This is a genomic window from Hymenobacter plasmatis (assembly GCF_020711255.1).
Lineage (GTDB): Bacteria > Bacteroidota > Bacteroidia > Cytophagales > Hymenobacteraceae > Hymenobacter.
On the sequence record NZ_JAJFAW010000025.1, the window covers coordinates 65,527 to 89,880 of the forward strand.

The 24,354-nt window shown below is 65.6% G+C and carries 24 protein-coding genes; 2 read left to right on the forward strand and 22 right to left on the reverse strand.

The features are described 5' to 3' along the window. Positions 1-6: 6 nt before the first annotated feature. Positions 7-255, forward strand: a complete 249-nt coding sequence (locus tag LJ738_RS16970) for a GDCCVxC domain-containing (seleno)protein (RefSeq protein WP_227787559.1) — start codon at positions 7-9, stop codon at positions 253-255. Positions 256-519: 264 nt separating this feature from the next. On the opposite strand, the gene LJ738_RS16975 is transcribed toward LJ738_RS16970, so the two are convergent. The 11 genes from LJ738_RS16975 to LJ738_RS17025 form a co-directional block, all read right to left on the reverse strand. Next, positions 520-1,836 (reverse strand): MFS transporter, encoded by a 1,317-nt coding sequence (locus LJ738_RS16975; protein WP_187455423.1) that lies wholly within the window; start codon positions 1,834-1,836, stop codon positions 520-522. A gap of 25 nt (positions 1,837-1,861) precedes the next feature. Beyond that, positions 1,862-2,401: a DsrE family protein gene (locus tag LJ738_RS16980; protein WP_187455424.1), complete on the reverse strand. Its 540-nt coding sequence runs from the start codon at positions 2,399-2,401 to the stop codon at positions 1,862-1,864. A gap of 42 nt (positions 2,402-2,443) precedes the next feature. Next, entirely contained in the window at positions 2,444-3,892 is a 1,449-nt protein-coding gene (locus LJ738_RS16985) for an OprD family outer membrane porin (RefSeq protein WP_227787560.1), read from the reverse strand. A gap of 12 nt (positions 3,893-3,904) precedes the next feature. Further along, positions 3,905-4,960 (reverse strand): c-type cytochrome, encoded by a 1,056-nt coding sequence (locus LJ738_RS16990; protein WP_227787561.1) that lies wholly within the window; start codon positions 4,958-4,960, stop codon positions 3,905-3,907. Positions 4,961-4,988: 28 nt separating this feature from the next. Continuing rightward, complete coding sequence (locus LJ738_RS16995) at positions 4,989-5,399, reverse strand: DUF6691 family protein (protein ID WP_227787562.1); 411 nt, start codon at positions 5,397-5,399, stop codon at positions 4,989-4,991. Next, the gene (locus tag LJ738_RS17000; protein ID WP_227787563.1) at positions 5,396-6,043 is read right to left on the reverse strand and encodes a class I SAM-dependent methyltransferase; all 648 of its coding nucleotides are present in this window, start codon (positions 6,041-6,043) and stop codon (positions 5,396-5,398) included. Before LJ738_RS17000 ends, LJ738_RS16995 begins: the two co-directional genes overlap by 4 nt. 20 nt (positions 6,044-6,063) lie before the next feature. After that, complete coding sequence (locus tag LJ738_RS17005) at positions 6,064-6,624, reverse strand: YeeE/YedE family protein (protein WP_227787564.1); 561 nt, start codon at positions 6,622-6,624, stop codon at positions 6,064-6,066. Positions 6,625-6,654: 30 nt separating this feature from the next. Continuing rightward, positions 6,655-6,996 carry a rhodanese-like domain-containing protein gene (locus LJ738_RS17010; RefSeq protein ID WP_187455430.1) on the reverse strand — a complete coding sequence of 114 codons (342 nt, stop codon included), beginning with the start codon at positions 6,994-6,996 and terminating at the stop codon, positions 6,655-6,657. A gap of 90 nt (positions 6,997-7,086) precedes the next feature. Further along, a complete protein-coding gene (locus LJ738_RS17015) occupies positions 7,087-8,442 on the reverse strand; it encodes an MBL fold metallo-hydrolase (protein ID WP_227787565.1) in 1,356 nt (451 codons plus the stop codon). Between the two features lie 58 nt (positions 8,443-8,500). Then, positions 8,501-9,319, reverse strand: a complete 819-nt coding sequence (locus LJ738_RS17020) for a sulfite exporter TauE/SafE family protein (RefSeq protein ID WP_227787566.1) — start codon at positions 9,317-9,319, stop codon at positions 8,501-8,503. 60 nt (positions 9,320-9,379) lie between these two features. Beyond that, a complete protein-coding gene (locus LJ738_RS17025; RefSeq protein ID WP_227787567.1) occupies positions 9,380-9,670 on the reverse strand; it encodes an ArsR/SmtB family transcription factor in 291 nt (96 codons plus the stop codon). A 180-nt stretch (positions 9,671-9,850) separates the two neighbouring features. Between LJ738_RS17025 and LJ738_RS17030 the strand changes: the two genes are divergently transcribed. Further along, positions 9,851-10,453 (forward strand): TlpA family protein disulfide reductase, encoded by a 603-nt coding sequence (locus tag LJ738_RS17030; protein WP_227787568.1) that lies wholly within the window; start codon positions 9,851-9,853, stop codon positions 10,451-10,453. A 123-nt stretch (positions 10,454-10,576) separates the two neighbouring features. Here the strand turns inward: LJ738_RS17030 and LJ738_RS17035 are convergent, their stop codons facing one another. From LJ738_RS17035 to LJ738_RS17085, 11 genes are all read right to left on the reverse strand, one after another. Beyond that, positions 10,577-11,329 carry a DUF305 domain-containing protein gene (locus tag LJ738_RS17035; RefSeq protein WP_187455434.1) on the reverse strand — a complete coding sequence of 251 codons (753 nt, stop codon included), beginning with the start codon at positions 11,327-11,329 and terminating at the stop codon, positions 10,577-10,579. Then, positions 11,326-11,592: a hypothetical protein gene (locus tag LJ738_RS17040; RefSeq protein ID WP_187455435.1), complete on the reverse strand. Its 267-nt coding sequence runs from the start codon at positions 11,590-11,592 to the stop codon at positions 11,326-11,328. The genes LJ738_RS17035 and LJ738_RS17040 overlap by 4 nt, the downstream gene beginning before the upstream one ends. 22 nt (positions 11,593-11,614) lie before the next feature. Further along, positions 11,615-12,415: a ZIP family metal transporter gene (locus tag LJ738_RS17045; protein ID WP_227787569.1), complete on the reverse strand. Its 801-nt coding sequence runs from the start codon at positions 12,413-12,415 to the stop codon at positions 11,615-11,617. Between the two features lie 7 nt (positions 12,416-12,422). Then, positions 12,423-13,091: a DUF305 domain-containing protein gene (locus LJ738_RS17050; RefSeq protein ID WP_227787570.1), complete on the reverse strand. Its 669-nt coding sequence runs from the start codon at positions 13,089-13,091 to the stop codon at positions 12,423-12,425. Next, complete coding sequence (locus LJ738_RS17055; RefSeq protein WP_227787571.1) at positions 13,088-15,202, reverse strand: heavy metal translocating P-type ATPase; 2,115 nt, start codon at positions 15,200-15,202, stop codon at positions 13,088-13,090. The genes LJ738_RS17050 and LJ738_RS17055 overlap by 4 nt, the downstream gene beginning before the upstream one ends. A 16-nt stretch (positions 15,203-15,218) precedes the next feature. Beyond that, positions 15,219-16,466, reverse strand: a complete 1,248-nt coding sequence (locus LJ738_RS17060) for an MFS transporter (protein WP_227787572.1) — start codon at positions 16,464-16,466, stop codon at positions 15,219-15,221. A gap of 5 nt (positions 16,467-16,471) precedes the next feature. Beyond that, positions 16,472-16,804: a YnfA family protein gene (locus tag LJ738_RS17065; protein WP_227787573.1), complete on the reverse strand. Its 333-nt coding sequence runs from the start codon at positions 16,802-16,804 to the stop codon at positions 16,472-16,474. A gap of 15 nt (positions 16,805-16,819) precedes the next feature. Continuing rightward, complete coding sequence (locus LJ738_RS17070) at positions 16,820-18,007, reverse strand: efflux RND transporter periplasmic adaptor subunit (RefSeq protein WP_227787574.1); 1,188 nt, start codon at positions 18,005-18,007, stop codon at positions 16,820-16,822. Between the two features lie 33 nt (positions 18,008-18,040). Then, a complete protein-coding gene (locus tag LJ738_RS17075; protein WP_227787575.1) occupies positions 18,041-22,471 on the reverse strand; it encodes a CusA/CzcA family heavy metal efflux RND transporter in 4,431 nt (1,476 codons plus the stop codon). Positions 22,472-22,648: 177 nt separating this feature from the next. Beyond that, a complete protein-coding gene (locus LJ738_RS17080; RefSeq protein ID WP_227787576.1) occupies positions 22,649-22,978 on the reverse strand; it encodes a DUF6660 family protein in 330 nt (109 codons plus the stop codon). Positions 22,979-23,086: 108 nt separating this feature from the next. Continuing rightward, on the reverse strand, positions 23,087-24,277 hold the full coding sequence (locus LJ738_RS17085) for a Y-family DNA polymerase (protein ID WP_227787577.1): 1,191 nt from the start codon (positions 24,275-24,277) through the stop codon (positions 23,087-23,089). Positions 24,278-24,354 lie beyond the last annotated feature (77 nt).

The window sequence follows — 24,354 nt, forward strand, 5'->3', positions numbered from 1 at the left end:
CTGGCTATGATTCCCCTCACGCCCCCTGCCACCACGACTCCCGAACTGACCTCGGTGCTCACCTGCCCGTTCTGCCAGCACGCACAAGCCGAGCAGATGCCCACCGAGGCATGTCAGTGGTTCTACGAGTGCACCAGCTGCGGTACGGTGCTCAAGCCCCTGGCCGGTGACTGCTGCGTGTTCTGCTCGTACGGTACGGTGCCCTGCCCACCCATTCAAATTCAAGGGCGCGGCGGGTGTTGCAGCGCCAACTGAAAAGGCTAAGCCATGCGCAGGCGGAGCCTGGTTTAGAGGGTATAATACTGGCTTATCAGCACCAGGACGCCCACGGCAATGTAGATGCCGAAGCGTTGGAGTTTCTGCGCTGGTTTGTGGTGGTTACACATAGCCCGCCAACAGCGAGTGGCTGCTGACGGGTTCCAGTTGGTCCGCACTCGTGTTGCCCCCAAAAGGAGCAAGTCAATGAGAGTGCGGCCGCATGGCCCGATAGGCAGCAAAGAGATAGCCTTGCCGCTAGTATCAGGCTACGCTGAAACTGGTCCGAAAACCAACGCCTGGTCCCCGGTTAGATTCATGATTTGCAACGGACATTGGCCGGGAACAGCTTCGCGTTGGGCCTACTTCAGCTGTCCCCGGCAGGCAGTACATCCGCCGCTGGATGACCAGCGCCGAGAGCACCGTGAGCCCGCCAATGGCCGCCAGCGCGGCCCCCAGGCCAAAAGCATCAGCCAGCAGGCCGGTGAGCAGTGCCCCAATGGCGTAGCCGGCATCGCGCCAGAAGCGGAAGATGCCCACGCTGTGCGCCCGCTGCGGGAGCGGCGCGTACTCGGCCACGGCCGCCAGGAACGTGGGGTACACCAGCGCCGTGCCCGCCCCCAGCAGCGCCGCCAGCAGCACAAACACGGGGTAGGTGTCGGTAAAGAGCATGGCCAGCAGCACCGCCCCTTGCAGCAGCATACCCCAGAACAGCAGGTCCTTTTTACAAAGTCGGTCGGCCAGCGGGCCGGTGAGCAGCTGGCCCAGGCCCCACACGGCCGGGTACACGGCCGCCACGGTACCGATTTGGGTGAGCGTAAAGCCCTTGCTGGCCAGCAGCAGCGGCAGCAGGCCCCACACCATGCCGTCGTTGAGGTTGTTCACCAGCCCGGCCTGCGTGACCGAGCCCAGGTTGGGGTGCCGCCACGTGACGTCCCAGAAGGAAAGTGGCGGGCCGGCCGGCGCGGCCGGGGCCTGCGCCGCTTCCAGCGCTACGTGGTGGCGGGTATCGCGCACCAGCAGCGAGCCCAGCAGGCCCAGCACCGCCAGCCCGATGCCCAGGTAAAACGGGTAGGGCCGCAGGCCGTATTCGGTGGCCAGCCAGCCCGAGGCAAAGGCCGTGGCTGCCACGGCCAGGTAGCCGGCCGACTCATTCAGGCCCATGGCCAGGCCGCGCTGCTTTGGTCCCACGAGGTCGATTTTCATGACCACCGTGCTCGACCAGGCCAGGCCCTGGTTTATTCCCAGCAGCACGTTGGCCGCAATCACCCAGCCCCAGCTGGGCGCCCAGAGCAGCAGCAGCGGCACCGGCAGCCCGAACAGCCAGCCGATGACCAGCAGGTTTTTGCGTCCAATCTTATTGGCCCAGGCTCCGGCGTAGTAGTTGGCCACGGCTTTGGTGAGGCCAAAAACGACGATGAAGGAGAGAATGGCCGTGCGGGCCACCAGGTGAAATTCCTGCTCGGCCAGCCGCGGCAGGATGCTGCGCTCCAGCCCCACCATGCCGCCGACGAAGGCGTTGACAAGGACCAGCAAACTGAACTGCCGCCAGTTTTCGCGCAAACCAAGTTGAGTAGTCATACAAAGAGGGGAAATAGCGAAGTGGTTACGGGTGCACGAGCACCCAGCCCTCGGCCTGGCGGATAATCAGCTCGCCGTTGCCGGTGGGCACGATTGAGATATAGGGAAGCATATCGTCCTTGGTCAGCTTGTAGGCCTTGAGTGAGTTGGCGCACTGGGCCAGGATGACGCCGGCCTGCTGCAAAGCCAGCACGTCGGCCTCGTAGGGCTGGTCTTTTTTGAACACGACCGTGCCGCCGCTGAACACCACCAGCTCCAGCTCCAGCTTGCCCTTCAGGCGCGGGTCTTCGAGCGCATTTTTCATGTTGTGCAGGGTCTGGTTGATGAGCTTGGGCTCGCTGCTATCGAGCTGGTACACGGCGCGATAGTGCTTTTGGGTGGCGGGCGCACCCGCGAAGCTGGCGGCTTTGGCGGCAAAGGCGGCGTTGGGCGGCGTGAGCACGGGCGGCGTGGCGGGCGTGGTGGCGGGGGGAGTAGCGGGCATCGTAGCAGGCGTTTGGGCGGTGGCGGTGAGGGCCGCGCCGGTCAGCAGCAGCGCGGTAAGCAGGGGGCGAATGGTCAGCATGGAAGCAGGGAATTGGGAGGGGATGGGAACGGGTCGGCGACCCTAAAAATCGTAATTCAGGATGAGATTGAGCTGGTGCAGGTCCACCTTGTTCACCACGTAGCGGGCCTCGCCGTAGGTGGCGCCCAGGCCGCCCTTGTAAATGTAGAGCAGCTGCCCGCGCAGGCCCCGCGCCCAGCCGCCAAACGGGTAGCTCACCGAGGCGTTGAGCTGCCGGTACGAGGGCATGCCATACTTGTTCAGGGCGAAGTCGCGCACATCGGGCAGGTAGTAGTGGCCGTAGCCGACTTCCGCTTTCAGCCCCGGCACCCGGGCAAAGGTGCGGCCGGCCAGCAGCGCCGCCGCGGCGAGCCCGCCGAAGCCTTCCTCCCGCTCACGGGGCAGAAAGGTGTAGAACGGCTCGCGGCCCCACTCGCGCGGAAATAGGAAGCGCCCGGTGCGGGTGATGCGGGTGTAGTTGGCGCTCACGCTCCAGGGGCCGCGCTGGTAGCCCAGGCGGGCGCTCAGGGCATGGGCCTGGCGGCCGGGGGCGCTGTAGGCCAGGCGCGGGTCGGCGTTGCCGCCGTTGCCCACGGTGCGCTGGTAGTGGTACTGCCCGCTCAGGCTGAGCTGGCCCGCGCCCACGGCCCAGCCGGTGGTGGCTTCCGCCATGGTGGCGTTGAACAGCTTGTCAGCATAGTAGTTCCAGACCTGCACGCGGGTGCGCGGCCCCAGCTGCCGGCTCGCGCCAACGATGCCCAGGCCCCGACTGCTCAGCTGCCCGGCGTAGCCCGCCCGCTTGCCGGTGTCGTCCACGCCGGTGGGGTACAGGCCGAGGGAGTTGGCCACCGAGGCCCATTCCGACGTGGAGCGCGTGGCCATGTGCGTCAGCCAGCCGGCCGTGAGGGTCGTGTTTTTTACTTCGTTGAATTCCAGCCACAGGCCCTGCGCGTAGTTCGGGCTCAGGCGGCCGTCCTGCGGGTTGAGTAGGGGCGTCACCAGTAGCTGCCGCCCAAACGTGGCCACCGACTGCCGCCAGCGGTAGCGGGCGAACAGCTCCTCGGGCCGCCCCGTGAGCTGGCGGCGGGCGGGGGCCGTCACGTCAAACAGGCCCACCTCGAAGCGGCTCACTGCCCCCGTGGCGGGGTCGGGCGTAGCCAGGTCGTTGGAGGCCAGGTTGGCCCAGAAAAACCCGCCCACGCCCAGCTGAAAGCCGTGCAGCGGGGCCGTCTCGAACCGCGCCCCGGCCCCGAGGCCGTTGGCGTAGTAATCGGGCCGGTCGCCCTGGTTGAGGGTCGCCATGAAGTAGTTGCGCACCCGGCCGTGCCACTGGCCCCGCCCGAAGGCGTCGGCCAGCGTGCGGGCCTGCACGGTGTCCGCCGGTGGCGGGTATGGCAGGAGCTGGTTACGGCCCGTGACGGGCCGCGTGGGGGCGGGCTCGGCCTGCTGCGCCCGCGCGGCGGCCGGGGCCAGCAGCAGGCCGGCCGCGCAGAAACGAAGAAAGCGGTTCATCACAAGGGCGGGTTAATTGGCTTTGGCCGGCTGCGGGTGCGCGTCCTCGATGGGCTGATACGGCCCGTACTTGTGCTGCTTTTCGGAGAACTTATCCGCGTAAGGCCCGAAGGGAAGGTCCACCGGCTTTTTGCTGATGTCGGGCCAGTCGCGCGGCGTCGCCAGGTGCGGGCGCGGCTGCGAGTTGACGAACGCCGCCACGTCCCAGGCCTGCTTGTTGGTCAGCTGCGGGTGGTCGAAGGTGGCCCCGAAGGGCATGGCCGCCTTCACGTACTTGGCGAAGTTCGACACCCGGAACAGGCCAGCGCCGTCGTTGTAGCTGGCCGGTCCCCACAGCGGCGGGTACTGGTAGCCGGTGTTGTCGGCCAGCGGCTGACCCTGGCCGGCGGGGCCGTGACAGCTCTGGCACTTGGCCGCGAACACCGCTTCGCCAATCACCGGGTCGGCGGCCCGGTCGAGGTAAGCCAGCTTCATAAAGCCCGTGCCGTACACCTTTTTTCCTTTGGGAATGTCCTTCCCCAGCCACTTGATGTAGGCCACGATGGCGCGCATCTCGCGGCTGCTGTCGGGCACGACGCGGCCGTTGAGGCTGCGCTCCATGCAGTCGCCCACCCGTTTTTCAATGCCTTCGACCGACCCCGAGCGGGCGCGCATTTTGGGATACGTCGCGGCCACGGCCAGGTAGTTGTTGGCGAAGCCCTGCGTGCCGGCCTGCAGGTGGCAGTTCTGGCAGTTCATGCCGTTGGTCAGGTGCGCCACCGAGCCCTGCGGCCCCAGGTACTGCGCGGTGTGCGCAATCAGCTCCCGCCCGTAGCGAATCTGGCGGCCGGCGGCCGTGCGCGGAATAGTGGCCGTGTCCGGGGCCGGGGCGGCCGGGCGGTGGTAGCTGCCTGTTGGGGGCGGCCCCTGGGTGGCTTCGTCCTCCGCCGCCACGGGCGCGGGCGCGGCCGGCGGGCCATAGAGCTGCGTGACCACGACCACGATGACCAGCACCACGGCCGCCGTCAGCACCATCAGCAGGCGCGCCATGTGGGGCAGCTGCTGCACCCGTTCATCGGTGGGTTTCATGGCGGGGAGGCGTTAAAGAGGGAAGAAGTTAGTAAGGCAGCTTTTCGCGCAGGGCGCTGTAGGTCCAGGTGCCGGCCAGCGCGGCCAGAATGAGCACGGCGGCCGAGCCGATGCCGCTGCCCAGCTGCGCGAACAGCGGGCCGGGGCAGGCCCCGGTCAGCGCCCAGCCGAGGCCGAAGATGAAGCCCCCAATCCAGATGCCGTGGTTGAATTGCTTGTCGGCCAGCTTGATTTCTTCCCCATCAATCGACTTGAGGCGGTTGCGCTTGATAAGCTGAATGGAAATCATGCCCACCAGAATGGCCGAGCCGATGACGCCGTACATGTGGAAGCTCTGGAAGCGGAACATTTCCTGAATCCGGAACCAGCTGATGACTTCGCTTTTGGTGAGAATGATGCCGAACAACGTGCCCAGCACCAGGTATTTGAAATATTTCATATGCAGTAAGTGAGTTTGGAGGAGGAATCGCGCACGCCCAGCAGGCGCACCACGTTGGCCGGGCCGGCGTGGAAGCTGCCTTCGTGCAGCACCACGCCCAGCGCGTGGTTTTCCAGGATATTCAGCCCGGCAAAGTCTTCGGCCAGCGTGGCCGGCTCGTAGAGCAGGTCGGCGGACTTGGGGCCGCCCGAGGGCAGGCCCAGCTGCCGGGGACTGAAGGCTTCCAGGATGAGGTGGCCGCCGGAAGCCAGGCTGGCGGCAGCGCCGGCGTGTACCGCCCGGCGGTCTGCGGGCGCTAAGTGGGCGTAAATGAGGCCCACGGCGTCGTAGTGGCCGGGCTGCTGCCAGCCCAGCGCCGTGAGGTCCGCCACCTGGTAGTTGAGACGCACGCCCTGGGCCACGGCCAGGCGCAGGGCCTTGGCGCGGCCCTCGTCGCTGAAATCCACGGCCGTCACCTGCCAGCCGCGCTTGGCGGCGTACACGGCGTTGCGGCCCTCGCCCTCGGCCAGCAGCAGCAGGCGGCCGGGCGGCAGCGCATCGAGCTGCTGGCGGAAGTAAGCATTCGGCTCGGTGCCGTAGGCGTAGGTTTCGCCCTCGTAGCGGGCATCCCAGAAGTCAACGGCGGTGGGGGCAATAGCTTCCATAAAACGGTGATTTGAGGGGGCTAAAACATCATCGGATAAACTACCCAGGTCATCAGCAAGCCGCCGGCAAAGAAGCCGATGACGGCCACCAGCGATACCCATTGCAGGTTGGAGAGGCCCGAAATGGCATGGCCCGAGGTGCAGCCGCCGGCGTAGCGCGTGCCGAAGCCCACCAGAAAGCCGCCCAGCACCAGAAACACCCAGCCTTTCCAGTTGGCGAGGTTGTCGAGGGCAAACAGCTCGCGGGGCAGCAGGCCGGTGAAGTCCGTGAGGTGCATTTCGGCTTTCAGGTCCCGCACCGTGGCGGCCGAGATGCCGATAACGTCGGGGTGGCCCATGAGCCGGTAGCCGATGAAGCCGCCCAGCGCGATGCCGAGCACGAACACCAGGTTCCAGATTTCGGCCCGCCAGTTATAAGTCAGAAAGGGAATGCCGGCCGGCACGCAGGCCGCGCACACGTGGCGCAGCGAGGAGCTGATGCCCAGCGCCTTATTCCCCACGAGCAGCAGCGCGGGCACCGTCAGGCCAATCAAAGGGCCGGCCACGTACCAGGGCCAGGGTTGTTGCAGGAGTTCAAGCATGAAAACAGAGGTCGTAAGGAGATAAGCTATTTATTTAGTGGTCAGCTGCTCCGGCCAGTCGAGCACCCCGCCGAGCAGGTTGCTTACCTGCGCGAAGCCGGCGGTGGTGAGCTGGCCGGCCGCGTTGGCCGAGCGCGCGCCGCTGCGGCAGTACACGTAGGTGGGCTTGGTTTTGTCCAGGGCGGCCACGCGCTGGCCGAAGTCGGGCGCGGTGACTTCGATGTTGACGGCGCCGGGCAGGTGGCCGGCGGCGAATTCGTCGGGCCGGCGCACGTCCACGAGCACCGCGCCGGGCTGGCGCAGGCCCTCGGCAAACTGCGCGGGCGTCAGGTTTTGAAAAGCAGGAGCGGAAGTTTTATTGAAACCGAACATGACGGAGGAGTATCAGAAGTGAAAAGGAAAGCATGAGAATTAGCGGATAATGGCCCCGGCACTGATGCCGGAGCCAATCCGACAAAGGGATTAGTGGGCCGCTGTCGCGGTCTGGAAGGATTTCACAGCCTCGCTCAAATCCAGCACCTCGGTGCCGGGCAGGGCGTCGGCCACGATGCTGCTGCCAGCCGCCGAGCGGTAGCCGCCGGCGCAGTGCACCACCACCGGCTTATCGGTCGGAATCTCGCCGGCCCGCTCGCGCAGTTCGGGCAGGGGAATGTTGATAGAGCCCTCGAAAATGGGCTCGTCGCGGTGCTCCACGGGGTTGCGGATGTCCACGATGGTATAGTTCTCCGGGTGCTCGCGGAAGGTCGGCACATCGAGTACCGGCATGGTGGCCTCGGTGGCGGGCGTGCCCACCAGCGCGCCCTTAATCAGCGGCTCGTAGCCGATTTTGGCAGTTTTTTGAATCAGGTCTTCCCGCGTGGCCTCGTCGGCCGCAATCAGGTAGAACGACTCCTCCGGCCCCACGATGGAGCCCAGCCAGGTTTCGAACTTGCCGCCCTGCTGGATGTTGATGGCCCCGTCCACGTGGCCCTTTTTGAACTCGGCTTCGGGCCGGGTGTCGATGACCACTGCACCGGCTTCCAGCGTCGTGCCGGGGGCCAGGCGCGGCACCTGCTGCACGCTCGGGGCGTATTCGGGCGCGCCGGCCTTATTTAGGGCCACGTCGTAGCCGAAGTATTTGGGAATGAACGGCTGGTCGGCCAGCAGCTCTTGCACGAACTCCTCCTCACTCATGGGACGCAGCATGGGGTTGCCGGCTTTTTCGGCCCCGATGCTGCTGCTGTTGGCCCCGCTCAGGGCCTTGCCGCAGAGCGAGCCCGCGCCGTGGGCGGGGTACACCAGCACGTCGGCGGCCAGCGGCATCAACTTATCGCGCAGCGAGTGGTACATCTGCCTGGCCAGCTCCTCGCGCTTGGCGGTCAGGTTACCCGCCTTTTCGCGCAGGTCGGGCCGGCCCACGTCGCCGATGAAGAGCGTATCGCCGGTGAACACGGCCACGTCCTTACCCTCGCGGCTGAGCACGATGCTGAGCGAATCGGGCGAGTGGCCGGGGGTGTTCAGGGCGCGGAAGGTGAGCTTGCCCACGGTGAACTCCTGGCCCTCGTCGAATCCCTCGTGGGCATAATCAGCCCCAAGCAGCTTGCTCACGCGGATAACGGCTCCGGTAGCCTGCGCGATTTCCAGGTGCGACGACACGAAGTCGGCGTGGGGGTGGGTTTCGATGACGGCCACGATTTTGGCCTCATTGGCCTTGGCGTAGTCGTAGTATTGCTGCGGGTTGCGGGCCGGGTCGATGAGCACGATTTCGCGGGCGCACTCGCTGAGGACGGCGTAGGAAAAATGGGCCAGGCCCTTGTCTTCAAACTGTTCGATTTTCATGGGATGAAACGAAATAACGGGTGAAAGAAACGGGAGCGGAAAAGCGGTAAATGGTTGATTAAATGTGGTGAAACAGCAGCTCTTTGGTCAGGATGAACGCGCCCATGGCCAGCGTGAACCAGCCGAAAGCGGGCTTCAGCTTGGCCCCCGGAATGAAGCGGGCCAGGTAGGTGCCGAGCACAATGCCGCCGAGGGCAAAGGCGAGGAAGCCCAGTAAAAACGACCAAGCGATGGGCGTGCCCGCGCTGAGGTCGCCGGTAAAGCCGATGAGTGAGTTCAGGGCAATGATGGCTAGGGAGGTGCCCACGGCCAGCTTCATGGGCAGGCGCGCGCCCAGCACCAGCGCCGGAATGATGAGGAAGCCGCCGCCCGCCCCGACGAAGCCCGTGAGCGTGCCCACTACCAGGCCAATGGTGAGAATGAGCGGGTAGTTAAATGCGTGCTTGTGGTGCAGCTCTTCATCAAGCACTTCCTCGGCCTGCTTGCTCCGAATCATGGAGGTGGCCGCCACCACCATCAGCACCGCGAAGGCCACGAGCACCAGCAGGTCTTTGGTGAAGACGATGCTGCCCACCGTGAACAGCACGTGCGGAATGGCCGGCATGAGCACCTTGCGCACCGCAAACACCGCCATTAGGGAAGGAATCAGAAAGACGATGGCGGTTTTCAGCGACACCAGCCCCTTGCGGAAGTAGCCCGACGCGCCGACCACCGAGGTCGAGCCGACCACGAACAGCGAGTAGGCCGTGCTCAGCACCGGGCTCACGCCCATCAAATACACGAGCACCGGCACGGTGAGGATGGAGCCGCCCCCGCCCATAATGCCGAGCGAGAGGCCAATGAAGATGGCGGCGAAGTAGCCGAAGTAGTGAAGCATTTTTAACGTATGAAATTATGAATGGTTGTTCATGTGTTTTGGCAAAAAAAGCCGCGCCGCTTACAGAAAGGTGCACGCAGCCAGGCACTGAATCACGTCGATGACTTCGCGCATTTTCAGCGAATAAAATATGTTCTTTCCCTCGCGGAAGCTACTCAGGATGCCCTTGAGCTTCATGCCCGAAAGGTGGTGCGACAGCAGGCTTTGCTCTACGTTCAGCCGCTCACTGATGTCGGTCACCGACAGGTTGTCGTGAGCAGCCAATAGTTGCACGATGGCAATGCGCGTGGGGTGGGCCGTGGTTTTAAGAATGAAGGCCACTTTCTCCATTTTTTCAACGGAGAGGCCCATATCAACGGAAAGAGGGGTAGCTGCGGTCATAACTCGTACAAACTTATGAACATTTGTTCATTCATACAAGTGTTGCCCCTACATTTGTTCCCGCCAGCTCATCTTTCCTGGTTCTATTTCCATCGGCTGGGGCCAAAGGGACTTGATAAATATCCCGGCCCACTCCTTCATTTTCCGCCCATGAACCACAAGTCCCTCACCTCCTGGTTGCCGCTGGCCCTGTTTGCCCTCGTCCTTTTCACGCCCCTGCGGCCCATCGTGCTCGGCGGCTTGCAGCGGGGCCTGCTGGCCACCGGCCTATGGAACGCTGCCGCGCCCGCGACTCCGGCCGCCAAAATGCCGGTGGTGCTCACCGGCGGCGCAACTTACCCCCACAACCTGCCCCTGGTTACGCTCGATGGCAAGGCGATTAACCTGAGCGACCTAAAAGGCAAGGTCGTATTCGTGAACTTGTGGGCCAGCTGGTGTCCGCCCTGCCGCGCCGAAATGCCGGGCATTGAAGCCCTGTACAAAAAAGTCGACCACTCGAAAATTGCCTTCGTGATGCTCTCGCTCGATGATGACGCGGCCAAGGCCCGCAAGTTCGTGCAGAGTCAGGGCTACACCTTTCCCGTGTTCCTGCGCACCGGCAACCTGCCCGCGCCATTCGATTCCAACTCTATCCCGTCCACCGTTATCCTCGGGCCCGATGGGCGGGTGGCCGCCCGCCACGATGGCATGGCCGAGTACGATACGCCCGAGTTCAAGGCCTCATTGGAGCAGCTGGCGAAATTGGCCCGCTAGGCTACTTCAGCCGTGAACAGCCACGGCCGGGCAGGGAGGCGGGGCTTTTACCACTACACATTCAGTTAAGCGTTTTGCGAGTGCGGGTATTGAGCTTGTTATTCAAGGCAATAACAGTGCGCCTCATTTTCGCTTCTCGGGATGGTGGCGGAGCCAGGCCTGCACCTGCTCTATTTCCCGCTGCTGGTCCTGCAGGATGAGGTAGGCCACTTTTTGCAGGGCCTCGTCCCGCCCGAGCTCCAGCTCGGCCCGCGCCAGGGTGATGGAGTTCTGGTGGTGGGGCACCAGCAGGGCCGCAAAGTCGCGGTCGGTGCTGCCCGTGCCGGCATCTTCCTGCTGCGGACTGCTGGGCGCGTGGAGGGAGTCCGCGCCGGCGTCCAGCCGGGCAATACTGCGGTGGGCGGCGGGATGCAGGCCACTGGTAGCCGCGTCCAGCAAGCGGCCAAACCGTTCGCTTTGCATCGTGTGCTCCGGAAAGGCAAGGGGCAGCGCCCGCAGGCGGCGGATTGCCGATTCCAGGCTGAGAATGAGTTGCTGGTGGTCGTGGTTGATGTGCTCGGCCGCAGAACGTAAGGCCGGGTCTTGCCCTTTATTCAGTTCCAGGGCCGACATGGCCACCGCGGCCCGGTGGTTTTCCCGCAGCAGCAAGGCAAAGTATAGGTCGAGGTTGTCGGTCAGCGGCAAGGCCCGGGAGCGTTCCACCATGGTATGCAAAGCCGCCATCATGGTCGGTGGCAGCTCACTTACCCCGGTCCCGTTGGTATCATCAGCCGACCCCTGGCAGCCGCTGGCCAGCAGGGCAAGGGCCAGTACCATGCTTACGAAAGCGCGGACGGGCAGAAGCAAGAGCCGGTGGCCGGTGGATGGATTGCTCATGCCGTGGTCGTACTGACGACGTGACTGCAGGCCTCGGGCTCGCCCTGCTGCGTTTCGTGTTGCACGTAGTATTCCAGCAAGGTGCCCGGGGCAAAAGTGTCGGTATCGAGGAAGGGCGAGCGGGCGTTCACGGCCACGCGCTGCCAGGGCGCGGCCTCGCCCCCCACGCGACGAAACACGTGAGCGACTTCCAGCATTTCTTTGGAAAAATCAATGTGGCGGCCGGTGGGCTCCAGGGTCAGGTCGATTTTGGCGGTGTGCATAATAGGAGAATAGAGAAATGAGCTAGGCAACCATGCCCAGCAGGAGAAACAGCAGAAAGCCCACAAAAAAGGCCAGCGTCATGAGCGGGGTTTCGGGTTCTTCGTGGGCCTCGGTCAGCAGCTCCTCCGTAACGAGAAAGAGGAGCGCGGCCAGGCCGAAGGAAAGCACGATTTCGAGCATATTGCCGGTAGCCCCCCGCAGCACGGTGGTGCCGATGCCGGCGCCGATGAGCAGCATGAGCGAGGTGCCCGCCACAATGGCCACGGCCCGGCCCTTGCCGTGGCCGTCCTGGCGCAGCTCGACGGCGGTGGCCAGGCCCAGCGAGAGCAGCTCGATGGTGAGGGCAATGGCCAGCAGCGTGCCTTCTTTGGCGCCGGCGGCAAATCCGATGCCGAGCAGCAAGCCGTCGATGAAAATGTCGATGCCAATGGCCACGAGCAGCCCCCACGGCAGCGCGGCGGCAGTGGCCTGAGTGGGGCCGGAACCGGTGGCTGTTGGCTGGGCTTCTTTGCCGGCGGCTTCCTTTTTTTCGAGGCGTTGGGTGAAGTAGCGCAGCCCGAGCATGGTGGCTACGCCGAGGCCGAAACCAAGGGCCACTTCGTAGGGGGCGTGGTGCTGGACGATGTCGGGCAGTAGCTCGACGGCGACCACGGAGAAGATGACGCCGGCCGCGAAGTGCAGGATGGCGCTGCGCAGCTGTGGGCCGGGGGCCCGCCACACGGCCAGGGCCGCCCCGGCAATCATGACCACGGCCGGCAGCAGCGAGAAGCCGAGCATGGTGGTCCAGGGCGGGGTGACGGCGGTGGGAATGGTGAGCAGCATGGGGGAGCTAGTTGGTGGGGTGGGCTTTGAGCCAGCGCTGGTACTGCTTGATTTCGGCCTGCTCGTCGCGGACAATGCGGCGGGCGGCGTCCTTCAGCTCGGCGTCTTTGCCGAAGGCCAGCTCGACCTGGGCCAAGGCCGCGCCGGTTTGGTGGTGCACCTGCATGAGGGTGGCAAAGTCGGCATCGAGCGGGCCGGGGGTGGCGGGTAGCTGATGGAGCGGTGCCAGCGCGGCGGTGATGCGGCGCATGAACGGGTCTTTGGTGTTGCCGGGGCGGTATTCCTGGTCTTTGGGCGGCTGCCGGGTGAGGGCCAGGGTGAGGACGTGGTTGTCGCGCTCGTGGCCTTTGAGCACGTGCTGGGCCAGGGCGCGTAGGGTGGAATCTTTGCCGCTGGCAATTTCCACGGCCGCCAGGCGCTGGGCACCGGCGTGGTGCACGGTCATCAGGCGGGCAAAGTCCTCATCGAAGCAGCCGTCGCGGTGCACGGTGTCGAGCTGCTGGGCCAGCAGCTGCAGGGTGTCGCGCAAGTTGGGTGGGGTGGCGACCGGGGCCGGTTTGGGCTGGGTGGCGTGGGCTTCCTGCTCGTGGGCGTCGGTGTCGGGCTTGGAGTTGCAGCTGATGAATGCCAGGCCGGCACCTAGAAGCAGCGCGGCTATTATGGGATGGGTTCTCATGGCTTGCTGGTGAAGTCCATGCGCTGGATGCGCACGGCGTTGAGGATGGCGAGCAGGGCCACTCCGACATCGGCAAACACGGCTTCCCACATGGTGGCCAGGCCGCCGGCGCCGAGGGCCAGCACCACGGCTTTCACGGCGAAGGCCAGCCAGATATTCTGCCAGACGACCGTGTGGGTGGCCACGGCGATGCGGCGGGCGGTGGCAATCCTGCTGGGGTGGTCGGTTTGGATGACGACGTCGGCGGTTTCGATGGTGGCGTCGGAGCCGAGGCCGCCCATGGCGATGCCTACATCAGCCAAGGCCACGACGGGGGCGTCGTTGACGCCGTCGCCGACGAAGGCCAGGCGGTGGCCGGCGGCTTTGAGGCGCTCGACGTGGGCGGCTTTGTCTTCGGGCAGCAGGCCGCCGTGGGCTTCGGTGATGCCAAGGGTTTGGGCCACGCGCTGCACAATGGCGTCTTTATCGCCGGAGAGCATGACAATGGTTTTGATGCCCTGGGCTTTGAGCTCCTGCACGGCCTGGGCGGCATCTTCCTTGATTTCGTCGGCTACGGTGAGGTAACCGGCGTACTGGCCCGCCACGGCTACTACCACGATGCTGTCGACCAGCTGGTCGATTTCGGCGGGGTAAGCGACGTTGAATTTCTTGAGCAGCTTGGTGTTGCCGGCCAGTACGTCCTGGCCGTCGACGCGGCCGCGCAGGCCGTGGCCGGCAATTTCCTCCACGTTTTCAACCGACAGCGCCGGGCCGGTGGGCTTGACGTATTGGACCAAAGCCTGAGCAATGGGGTGGGTGGATTTGGCTTCGAGGGCCGCGGCGAGGGCGGTGAAGCGGGCTTCGGTCTGGCCGGGAGCGGTGACAACCTGCTGCACGGCAAACACGCCTTTGGTGAGGGTGCCGGTTTTGTCCATCACCACGGTGTCAATCTCGCGCATGACGTCGAGAAAGTTGGAGCCCTTGAAGAGCACGCCCGCTTTGGAAGCTGCGCCAATTCCGCCGAAGTAGCCGAGCGGAATGCTGATGACCAGGGCGCAGGGGCAGGAAATGACGAGGAACACCAGGGCCCGGTAAAGCCAGTCGCGGAAGACGTAGTCGTCGACGAAGAAGTAGGGCAGGAAGGTGAGCAGCAGGGCCAGGCCTACGACGATGGGCGTGTAGATGCGGGCAAACTTGGTGATGAACTGCTGGGTCTTGGCTTTGCGGCCCACGGCGTCCTGCACCATTGCCAGAATCTTGCTCAGCTTGGTGTCTTTGAAGGCAGCCGTTACCGCAATCTGGCTCAGGGTGTCCTGGTTAATCATGCCGGCCAGCACGGTTTCGCCTTTCTGCTTGGTTTGGGGCACCGACTCGCCGGTGAGGGCGGCGGTGTTGAAGGTGCCGCGCTCGGACTGCAGCGTGCCGTCGAGGGCTACTTTCTCGCCGGGCTTTACTTCGATGACGTCGCCTACTACCACTTCTTTGGGGTCGAGTACCAGGTGCTGGCCGCCGCGAAGCACGCCCACTTCGGTGGCCTGGATTTCGAGCAGGGCCTTGATGCTGCGCTTGGCGCGGTTCACGGCCGCGTCCTGGAATAATTCGCCCACGGTGTAGAAGAGCATCACGGCCACGCCTTCGGCATACTCGCCGAGGGCAAACGCGCCGATGGTGGCGATGCCCATGAGCAGAAACTCGTTGAAGATGTTGCCGCTGGGGATGCTCTGAATGGCCGAGCGCAGGACTTTCCAGCCCACCAGCAGGTAGGCCACGCCGTACCAGATGGGGCGCACGTAGCCGGTGAAAAAGCCGACTTTGTAGTAGTCCAGGGCAATGCCGGCCAGCAGGAGCGCCAAGCTGATACCGGGCACGAGGTAGGGGTTGTCGCTAGCCGGGCCGTGGTCGTGCTCGTCGGCGCTGCCGTGGTCGTGGCCGGCGTGTTCGTCGTCAGCTTCGGCGCCGGGCTCGTGGCTGGCGTGGTCGTCGTGGTCGTGGCCGGGCACGTCGTGGCCTTCGGGGGCGGTGGCGGCCTCGGGCGTGAGCTGGGCGCGGGTGAGGGCCCCCACGTTTTCGGGCTGCACTTGCTTGGCGGTGTTCAGCTCCTCGTTGAGATTATCGGGGGAAGGGTCGGGCATGAGTTGGGAAACGAAATCAGTGGGAAGAAACGGCCGGGTGCGGACTCGCGGGCTCAGCCGGGCGGCGGGCCAGCAGCCAGGTGCCGGCCAGCAGCGCCACGGCCACCAGACCGCCGTAGCGGAAAGAGCCGGTGGCGAACCGGGTGCCCAAGAAGCCAGCCAGCGGATAGGCAAAAGCCCACCATAAGTGGCTCCAGGCGAAGTGGGCGCCGTACACGCGGCCCTGGTGGGCGGTGTCGGTTTGCTCGGCAATGAGGGTTTGGGTAGCGAGGTTGACGGCGTTCTGGCCCGCGCCGGCCAGCAGCCACAGGCCCATCAGCGGCCAGAGGCCGGCGTGGTTGGCCGGCAGCACGGCCAGACTGGTGAGCACCGCCCCGAGGATGAGAAAAGTAGTATGGGCGATGCGCCGGGTGAGCGCGCCCGCCAGCAGGGCCGCCGCCGTGGCCCCAATGCCGAAGGCGGCCATCACCCAGCCGTACTGCGCTTCGGGCAGGTGCAGCTGGCCGCGCACCAGGCCCACGGTGTTCACCAGAATCAGGGCGCCGCTCACGGCGGCCACCAGCTCCAGCAGCAGGGCGTAGCGCATCACGGCGTTGCGCCAGAGCAGGCGGGTGCCTTCGAGCACGGCGGCCACGGTCACGCGCTCGTCGTCATTCACCGAAGCCTCCTCATTGCGCAGCCGGGCCGGCAGCGTGAAAATCAGGATGCCGGAAATCAGGAAGGTGGCCGCATCAATGTAGAAGATGTCGCGGGTTCCCAGGAACGCGGCCACCGCCCCGGCGATGCCCGGCCCGAGCACGCCCAGCAGCTCGTTGGTGGCGCTGGACAAACTCAGGGCCTGCGGCATTTCGTCGGCCGTGGTCACGGCCGGCAGGGTGGCCTGGAAGGTAGGCGTGAAAAAGGCCGTGAAAGCATTGACGGTGAACATGAGCACGTACACCTGCCAGACCTCGGTGACGAAGGGCAGCAGGCCGATGATGACCATGCGCACGATGTCGGCCGTCACCATGATGGTTTTGCGGTTCAGGCGGTCGGCCAGCAGCCCGGCCAGGGGCGCGAGCAGCACGAAGGCCGTCACGCGCAGGGTCAGGGCGAAGGCCAGAATCTGCGCCGAATGGCTGCCGCCCAGCTCGAAGGCCAGCAAGGCCAGGCCTACCCAGGTAAGGGCATCGCCGAGCAGCGAGGTGGTTTGCGCGGCATAAAGGCGGGCAAAGACGGGGTTGCGCAGGCTGCGGAAGGGCGCGAATAGCGAGGAAGCAGGCATAAAAATCAGGGGCGGGGCCAGAACAGGATAATGCCGATGCCGACGAAGCAGACGACCCCGCCGATGACGTCGAACCGGTCGGGCCGGAAGCCGTCAAAGTACCAGGCCCAGGCAATGGACATGACGATGAAAATGCCGCCGTATACGGCGTAAGTCTTGCCGAAGGAAGTGGGCTGCCAGGTAGCCACCCACCCGTAGAGCATGAGCAGTACGGCCCCCACCGCGCCCATCCAGCCGGGCCGGTCGGCCTTGAGCCACTGCCACATCAGGTAGCCCCCGCCAATTTCGCAGAGGCCGGCGAGCAGGAATACCAGTAAGGGTCGGATGATGGGGAGCATGGTAGAGAACCGGACTTATTCTTCCTCTTCGGCGTTTTTAAGCTTGCTGAGCAACGAGTACGCGCCTTCGGTCACAAAGCGTAAGGGCTTGCCCTGCTCGGCGGCGTTCAAATGCACTTCGGTATAGCCGTCCTCGCTCACGCCCCGCGTCACGGGCACCATGCGGTAAGTTGCGGTGCCCGCCTTGGCGGCCGAGTCCGCCGCGACAAATACGTAGGCCTGCGCGCCGAACTGCACCACGGCTTTTTCGGGCAGCGTGGGCACGGTCACCCGGTTGGTTTCGATGACGGCCCGCACGAAGGTGCCCGGCAGCAGCTGCTCATCCTCGCGGTCCTGGTGGGCGTGAATGCGCACGGTGCGCTCCGCGCTGATGGTTTTGCTGATGAGGTAGATGTGGGCCGTGCGCTCGCGGTTCACCGAGTCGTTGCCCAGCGTGAAGCGCACCAGCTGGCCTTCCTTGAGCTGGGGCACGTCCTTCTCAAACACGGTGAGCTCGACGTGCAGGTGGTCGGGGTTCACAATTTCAAACAGCACGTCGGTGGGCGTCACGCTTTGGCCCACGCTCACGTTCACGGCCTTCACGAACCCGCTTTTCGGGGCCCGCACGCTGGCCGTGCTCACGATGGCGCCGCCCACGGGCAGGCCCGCCAGCCGCAGCCGGGCGGCCTGGGCGCTGCTTTTTACCTGCAGGCCCTGGTACTCGGCCCGGGCGCGCTGGTAGTTTTTCTGGGGCGCTACTTCCTGGCGGTAGAGCTCCGCCTGCCGCTCGTATTCAGCTTGCGCCAGCGTGAGCTGGGTGCGGGTTTCGAGGTAGTCCTGCTGGAGCTGCACGAAGTCGGGGTTGCGGATGACGGCCAGCACCTGGCCCTTGCGCACCCGCGAGCCCTGCAGCAGGTCGGTGCGGTCCACGAACCCGCCCAGCGGGGCGCTGACGGAGGCCAGGTTTTCCGGGGGCACATCGAGCACGCCGTTCACTTTCAGGCCGCCGCTCATCGGGCGCTCGGTGAGGGTGCCCAGCCGCACGCCGCCCATCTGCCGCTCGGCGGCCGTCAGGGTTACGCGGTCCGGGGTGGCCTTTTCCGCCTCGGCCCCGGGCCCGGGAGCAGCAGCCGGTTTCGCCGCCTCGTCCTGCGGTTCTTTTTTCTCCCCACAGCCCGCCAGCAGGCCGAACAGCAGGAGCAGATACATCGGTAATGACTTCATGTTTTGGTGGGTTTCGATGGGTGCCGGGGCACCCTATTGGCCGCCGAGCAGGTATTCCAGCTCGATGATGGTTTGATTGTGTTGCAGCAGCGCGTCGAGGTAGTCGAGGCGCAGGCGGCGGGCCCGCTCCAGGTTGAGCAGGTATTCGGAGTAGCCCGTTTCGCCGGCTTTGTAGGCGATGGTGGACAGGCGGGTGATGACCGTGGCCTGCGGCAGGGCGGTGGTTTCGAAGTAGTCCAGGCGCTGCTGCTGCTCGGCGCGGCGGGCCAGCAGCTCATCCACCTGGCCGGCCGCTTCGGCCCGGTACCGCTCGTAGCCGGCCTGGGCCACCTGCTCCTGCAGGCGGGCGGCCTGCACCCGGGCCTTCTGCGGGCCCCGCCACAGGGGCACGGCCACGCCGGCCTGCACGCCCTGAAAGCGGGCCCCGGGGCCGAAGTAGCGCTCCGTGCCCGCCGCGTCGAGGCGCTGGTAGCCGATGATGCTCTGGTTGAAGTAGCCCACCGTAAACTCGGGCAGGCCTGCGGCCTGCGCCACCCGGGTTTCGGCGCGGCGCTCGGCCACCTGCTGGGCCAGCACCCGGGCCTGGGGGTTGTTGATTTTCAGTAGCGTATCCGCCAGGGCGGGCGCGGTAGAGTCTGCCCTGGCGGCCCCCAGCAGCGCCAGCGGATGCAGCACGCTGTCGGCCACGCTCACGGCGGCGGGCACTTGGAGCAGGGCCTGCAGCTGGCGCTGGGCGATCCGGAAATCCGTGCGGGCCGCCAGCAGCTGGGTGCGGATTTCGCCCTGCTGCACCAACGCGGTGGCGGGTTCGAGGCGGGCGGCTTCGCCGGTTTTAAAGCGCAGGTTGGCCGAGCGCAGAAACTCGGTGTACACGCTGTCCTGCCCGCGCAGCACCCGCAGGCGGTGGCGGGCGTGCACGGCCTGCTCGTAGGTGAGCCGCACCTGCCGGCGCAATTCCGCCTGCACCTGCACCAGCCGGGCCCGCTGGCCGGTAATGCGCGCATCCGCCAGGCCGGCGGCGCTTTGGTACACGCCGGGCAGGGCCACGGACTGCGTGAGCGTGAACTGATTGTCCCGGTTTTGAGAGTTATACTGCCCGTAGCTGCCGCTGAGCGTGGTCCGGCCAATGTCGTAGGCGGTTTTGCGAATGGCCTGCTGCGCTTCCAGCGCCCGCTGCCCTGCCAGCACCGTGCCATTGGTTTGCAGCGCCTGAGTAACGGCCTGCGGCGCGGTAAGGGGACCCTGCGCCTGCCCTAAACGGGGCAGCAGTAGCAGCAGGAGCAGCAGGGAGGCCACGGGCAGCGTCTTGCCCGATGGAGCGGGTTGCGGAGCGGGCTCCGGCACTTGTTTGCGCTCCGAGAGGGCGTAGAGCACGGGCAGCACCAGCAGGGTGAGCAGGGTGGCCGAAATCAAGCCCCCAATGACGACGGTGGCCAGCGGGCGCTGCACCTCGGCCCCGGCCGATTGGGCCAGGGCCATGGGCAGAAAGCCGAGCGAGGCCACGGTGGCCGTCATCAGCACCGGGCGCAGGCGCACTTCGGTGCCGCGCATGATGCGCTCCATCAGGTCGGTGACGCCCTCGGCTTTGAGCTGGTTGAAGTAGCCGATGAGCACGATGCCGTTGAGCACGGCCACCCCGAAGAGGGCAATGAAGCCCACCCCGGCCGAGATGCTGAACGGCATGTCGCGCAGCCACAGGGCCAGCACCCCGCCGATGGCCGAGAGCGGGATGGCCGTGAAAATGAGCACCGACTGCCGGAGCGAGCGAAAGGTGAAAAACAGCAGCACGAAAATGAGCAGCAGCGCCACCGGCACGGCTACGGCCAGCCGCTCGGTGGCCTGGCGCAGGTTCTCGAACTGGCCGCCGTAGGTGGTGTAGTAGCCCGGCGCGAACCGGAGCTGCCGGTCGATTTTGCCCTGCAGCTCGTTGACCACCGTTTCCACGTCGCGGCCCCGCACGTTGAAGGCCACCGTGATGCGGCGCTTGGCGTCGTCGCGCTGAATCTGGTTGGGGCCTTCGCGCAGCTCCACGCTGGCCACCTGCTCCAGGGGCACCTGCCGGCCATCCGGAGCGGCCACGAACAGGCGGCGCACGCTGTTGATGTCCTTGCGCAAGTCCTGGCGCAGGCGCAGCACGAGGTCGAAGCGGCGCTCCTGCTCGAACACCTGGCCGGCGGTTTCGCCGGCGAAGGCCGTTTGCACGGTGCGGTTCACGTCGGCCACGTTCAGGCCGAACTGGGCGAGGCGGTTGCGGTCGAGCTGCACTACAATCTGGGGCAGGCCGGTGACCTGCTCGATGTAGACGTCCTCGGCGCCATTGACCTGGCGGGCGAGGCGGCCGGCCTGCTGGGCGTAGTCGGCCAGCTGCTGCAGGTCCTCGCCGTAGATTTTGAGCACTACGTCCTGCTTGGCCCCCGAAATCAGCTCGTTGAAGCGCATCTGAATGGGCTGCTGGAAGCCGAAGGTCACGCCCGGAATCACGCTCACGGCCGCCGCCATCTTATCGGCCAGCTCCTCGCGGGAATGGGCCGAGGTCCACTCCTTCTGGTCCTTGAGGATAATCATCAAATCGCCGGCTTCCACCGGCATGGGGTCGGTGGGAATTTCACTGGAGCCGAGCTTGGCCACCACTTCCTTGACCTCGGGAAACTGCTGTTTGAGGATGCCCGCCGCCTGCTGGCTTTTCTCAATGGTGTAGCTCAGCGAGGAGCCCGTGAGCGTGCGCATCTCCACGGCAAAGTCGCCTTCGGTGAGCTGGGGAATGAACTCGCCGCCCAGGGTGCGGAACAGAAAATACGCGCCCACCAGCAGGCCTCCGGCGGCCGTCAGCACCACGGCCTGGTGCCGGAGCGCGCCCTTGAGCAGGGGGTGGTAGAGCCGGGTGTAGAAGGCCATCATCCGGTCGGAAAAGGTCTTGCCGGATGCCGTGGACCGGCTCAGGGCCAGCGCCGACATCATCGGCACGTAGGTTAGGCTCAGGATGAAAGCCCCCAGAATGGCAAAGGCCACGGTTTCGGCCATGGGCCGGAACATCTTGCCCTCGATGCCGGCCAGGGCCAGCAGCGGCAGGTAGACAATGAGGATGATGATTTCCCCGAACGCGGCCGAGGAGCGGATTTTGCTCGCCGCCTGGTAGGTTTCATCGTTCATTTCTTCCGACGTGAGGCGGCCGCCCTCCGCGTGGCCCGGGGCGTGCCCGCCGTGCAGGCGGTGCACGATGGCCTCGACGATGATAACGGCCCCGTCGACAATCAGCCCGAAGTCAATGGCCCCGAGGCTCATCAGGTTGCCCGACACGCCGAACAGGCGCATCATGCTCACGGCAAAGAGCATGGCTAGCGGAATCACCGAGGCCACCACCAGGCCCGCGCGCCAGTTGCCCAGAAACAGGACCAGCACGAAAATCACAATCAGCGCCCCCTCCAGCAGGTTCTTGGTCACCGTGCCGATGGCCCGGCCCACCAGGGCGGAGCGGTCCAGGAAAGGCTCCACGCTCACGCCCTCGGGCAGGGTTTTGCGGATGGTGGCCATGCGCGTCTTCACGGCCTTGATAACCTCGGCGGCGTTGGCCCCCTTGAGCATGAGCACCAGCCCGCCGGTTACTTCGCCCTGGTTGTTCAGCGTCATGGCCCCGTAGCGCACGGCCGCGCCGAAGCGTACCTCGGCCACGTCGCGCACCAGCACGGGCAGGCCCGTGCTGGTGCTGCGGACGACGATGTTGCCGATGTCGGCCGGACTCGTAGCCAGCCCTTCGGTGCGGATGAAGGCGGCCGTGGGGTTCTGGTCGAGGTAGGCCCCGCCGGCGTTCTGGTTGTTGGCGGCCACGGCCTGGTACACCTCGTTGATGGTCACGCCCAGCGAGCGCAGCCGCTCCGGGTCCAGGGCCACCTCGTACTGCTTCAGGTAGCCGCCGAAGGAGCTCACGTCGGCCACGCCGGGCGTGCCCAGCAGCTGCCGGCGCACTATCCAGTCCTGAATGGTGCGCAGCTCGGTGGCGTTGTACTTCTTCTCAAAGCCGGGCTTGGCGCGCACCAGGTACTGGTAAATCTCGCCCAGGCCGGTGGTGACCGGGGCCAGCTCGGGGCGGCCGGTGCCGGCCGGAATCCGGCTTTCGGCTTCCTTGAGCCGCTCGCTGACCTGCTGGCGGGCCCAGTAAATATCAATCTGGTCCTCGAAGACGATGGTGACCACCGAGAGGCCGAAGCGCGAAAAGGAGCGCACTTCCGTCTGGCCGGGAATGGTGGCCATGCTCTGCTCGACGGGAAACGAGACGAGCCGCTCAATCTCCTGCGCGGCCAGCGAGGGGGCCACCGTGTAGACCACGACCTGGTTGCTGGTGATGTCGGGCAGGGCATCAATCGGCAGCCGTCGGAGCGAGTAGCCGCCCCAGGCCACCAGGGCCAGGGTGAGCAGCCCGATGATGAGCTTGTTGTGAATGGAAAAATGAATCAGCCGGTCGAACATCCGTTGCTGTGAGGGTTAGGTCTAACGCTTCCGTGAAAGCCTGCGGCCCGGTGGCTCCGGCACGAACTGCGGGAGCAACCGGGGTATAACCAATTCAGCGCCAAGCGCTAAATCGCCCGTCACGCACCGCGACGGGCCACCCGAAGGGGGTGGTCAGCAGGAAAAAAAGGGGAAGGGTTAGGCCTGGGGCGGCTGCCACACGGACCCGAGTGCCCGCGTCGGGGCGGCCACCACCAGCCGGCCGTGCCGGGGGCTGGTAGCCCACTCCGTGGGCACCGAGTAAGCCATTTGATTGCCCAGCGGTACGGGCATCAGGGCCCCGCCGCAGCAGTGGCACTGGCACAGCGGCGAGCACCAGTCGCCCATCATGTTGCTGCCGCAATCGGAATGAGGAGTGGCCGCAACTGAGGTTTGCCGCTGGTCTTTGCACACGGTTGTCTCGTCGGCACAGGTCAGGCACGAGAGGCAAGCGAAGTAAAAAGCAAAAAACAGGGCCAGGAAGCGCATCAGGGGCAAAGGTAGTAATTCCCGCCAGTGGGTGCTGCTTCTACCGTATAGGTCCGCTAAAGGTTCCTGGTTGGCCGCCTAGTAGTGGCCCGGCCCCGATTACGGTCCTTAACCAACCAGCAGCAAATCTTCCAGCCGGGTGGTGTACTGCGGGGTCCGCCACCGGGCCTGTCCTTCCCAGGGCGCGCGGGTCTGTCCCCGAGGCAACACCAGAGAAGCCAGCTTCACGGTGCCTTTGCCAAAGCGGCGGTTCAGCGCATCCAGCTCGGCCATTAGTCGGCTCCGCTTTTCCGAAACGGGCCCGGCTTCAAACAGCGTCAGCTGGGTTTGCCCTTCCGGCTCCAGCCCGTCGAGAATCACCCCCGCTTTGGTGTAGCGGTTGCCCGGCTGCCAGAGGCGCTTGAGCGCCGCCCGCGCAAACCGGACCAGTTCCATGGTGTCGTTGGTGGCCACGGGCAGCGTTAATACCGCCGAGCTGGAGTACGGCGGCGCTTCCAGCCCGTAGCGGCTCTTGCTCAGGAAAACTGTGATGAGGTGAGCCGCGTCGCCCTGCCGGCGCAGCTTCTCGGCCGCCCGGGAGGCAAATGCGCTGACGGCGCCGGTGACATCGGGAAAATCCGTCAGCGGCCGCCCGAACGTGCGCGAGCAGCACAGGCTGCGCCGGGAAAGCGTGCCGTCCTCACTCGGGGCCAGCCCCTGGCAGGGAAATCCCTGCAGCTCCCGCACCAGCCGGGCGCCCACCACCCCGCCCAGGTGCCGGCGCGCAAAAGCCTCGGAGCAGCCGGCCAGCCCCGCCGCGGTGGTGATGCCGGCGGCGTAAAGCTTCTGGGCGTACTGCCGCCCGATGCCCCATACATCTTCCGCCGCCACCTGCTCCAGCGCCCAGCGGCGGCGCTCGGCCGTGTCGAGGTAGCACACCCCACCCAGGGCCGGGTTCTTCTTGGCCAGGCGGTTGGCCAGCTTAGCCAGCGTTTTGGTGGGCGCGATACCCACGCAGGTGGGAATGCCGGTGCGGGCCAGCACGTTGGCGCGGATGTCACGGGCAAACGTATCCAGGCTGTCCACCACGAAGGGCTCCATGCCGTGCAGGTCCAGAAAGGCCTCGTCGATGGAGTACACTTCCACCGCGGGCGTTACCTGGCTCAGGTACCACATCACCCGGCGCGACATGTCGCCGTAGAGGGCGTAGTTGCTGGAGAAGACGGCCACGTGGTGCTGCTCCAGCAGGGGCTTGACCTGGAAGTACGGGTCGCCCATCTGCAGGCCCAGGGCCTTGGCTTCGGCGGAGCGGGAGATGATGTTATGGTCAGCCGGGGAATCGCTCCCCCGGCTGCCACTTCAGAACCGTGCGTGAGACTTTCACCTCACACGGCTCC

Excerpts from the sequence above, each read along its gene's own strand:
- LJ738_RS16970 (WP_227787559.1), top strand. The coding sequence starts at position 7 with ATGATTCCCCTCACGCCCCCTGCCACCACGACTCCCGAACTGACCTCG.
- LJ738_RS16975 (WP_187455423.1), bottom strand. The coding sequence starts at position 1,836 with ATGACTACTCAACTTGGTTTGCGCGAAAACTGGCGGCAGTTCAGTTTG.
- LJ738_RS16980 (WP_187455424.1), bottom strand. The coding sequence starts at position 2,401 with ATGCTGACCATTCGCCCCCTGCTTACCGCGCTGCTGCTGACCGGCGCG.
- LJ738_RS16985 (WP_227787560.1), bottom strand. The coding sequence starts at position 3,892 with ATGAACCGCTTTCTTCGTTTCTGCGCGGCCGGCCTGCTGCTGGCCCCG.
- LJ738_RS16990 (WP_227787561.1), bottom strand. The coding sequence starts at position 4,960 with ATGAAACCCACCGATGAACGGGTGCAGCAGCTGCCCCACATGGCGCGC.
- LJ738_RS16995 (WP_227787562.1), bottom strand. The coding sequence starts at position 5,399 with ATGAAATATTTCAAATACCTGGTGCTGGGCACGTTGTTCGGCATCATT.
- LJ738_RS17000 (WP_227787563.1), bottom strand. The coding sequence starts at position 6,043 with ATGGAAGCTATTGCCCCCACCGCCGTTGACTTCTGGGATGCCCGCTAC.
- LJ738_RS17005 (WP_227787564.1), bottom strand. The coding sequence starts at position 6,624 with ATGCTTGAACTCCTGCAACAACCCTGGCCCTGGTACGTGGCCGGCCCT.
- LJ738_RS17010 (WP_187455430.1), bottom strand. The coding sequence starts at position 6,996 with ATGTTCGGTTTCAATAAAACTTCCGCTCCTGCTTTTCAAAACCTGACG.
- LJ738_RS17015 (WP_227787565.1), bottom strand. The coding sequence starts at position 8,442 with ATGAAAATCGAACAGTTTGAAGACAAGGGCCTGGCCCATTTTTCCTAC.
- LJ738_RS17020 (WP_227787566.1), bottom strand. The coding sequence starts at position 9,319 with ATGCTTCACTACTTCGGCTACTTCGCCGCCATCTTCATTGGCCTCTCG.
- LJ738_RS17025 (WP_227787567.1), bottom strand. The coding sequence starts at position 9,670 with ATGGGCCTCTCCGTTGAAAAAATGGAGAAAGTGGCCTTCATTCTTAAA.
- LJ738_RS17030 (WP_227787568.1), top strand. The coding sequence starts at position 9,851 with ATGAACCACAAGTCCCTCACCTCCTGGTTGCCGCTGGCCCTGTTTGCC.
- LJ738_RS17035 (WP_187455434.1), bottom strand. The coding sequence starts at position 11,329 with ATGAGCAATCCATCCACCGGCCACCGGCTCTTGCTTCTGCCCGTCCGC.
- LJ738_RS17040 (WP_187455435.1), bottom strand. The coding sequence starts at position 11,592 with ATGCACACCGCCAAAATCGACCTGACCCTGGAGCCCACCGGCCGCCAC.
- LJ738_RS17045 (WP_227787569.1), bottom strand. The coding sequence starts at position 12,415 with ATGCTGCTCACCATTCCCACCGCCGTCACCCCGCCCTGGACCACCATG.
- LJ738_RS17050 (WP_227787570.1), bottom strand. The coding sequence starts at position 13,091 with ATGAGAACCCATCCCATAATAGCCGCGCTGCTTCTAGGTGCCGGCCTG.
- LJ738_RS17055 (WP_227787571.1), bottom strand. The coding sequence starts at position 15,202 with ATGCCCGACCCTTCCCCCGATAATCTCAACGAGGAGCTGAACACCGCC.
- LJ738_RS17060 (WP_227787572.1), bottom strand. The coding sequence starts at position 16,466 with ATGCCTGCTTCCTCGCTATTCGCGCCCTTCCGCAGCCTGCGCAACCCC.
- LJ738_RS17065 (WP_227787573.1), bottom strand. The coding sequence starts at position 16,804 with ATGCTCCCCATCATCCGACCCTTACTGGTATTCCTGCTCGCCGGCCTC.
- LJ738_RS17070 (WP_227787574.1), bottom strand. The coding sequence starts at position 18,007 with ATGAAGTCATTACCGATGTATCTGCTCCTGCTGTTCGGCCTGCTGGCG.
- LJ738_RS17075 (WP_227787575.1), bottom strand. The coding sequence starts at position 22,471 with ATGTTCGACCGGCTGATTCATTTTTCCATTCACAACAAGCTCATCATC.
- LJ738_RS17080 (WP_227787576.1), bottom strand. The coding sequence starts at position 22,978 with ATGCGCTTCCTGGCCCTGTTTTTTGCTTTTTACTTCGCTTGCCTCTCG.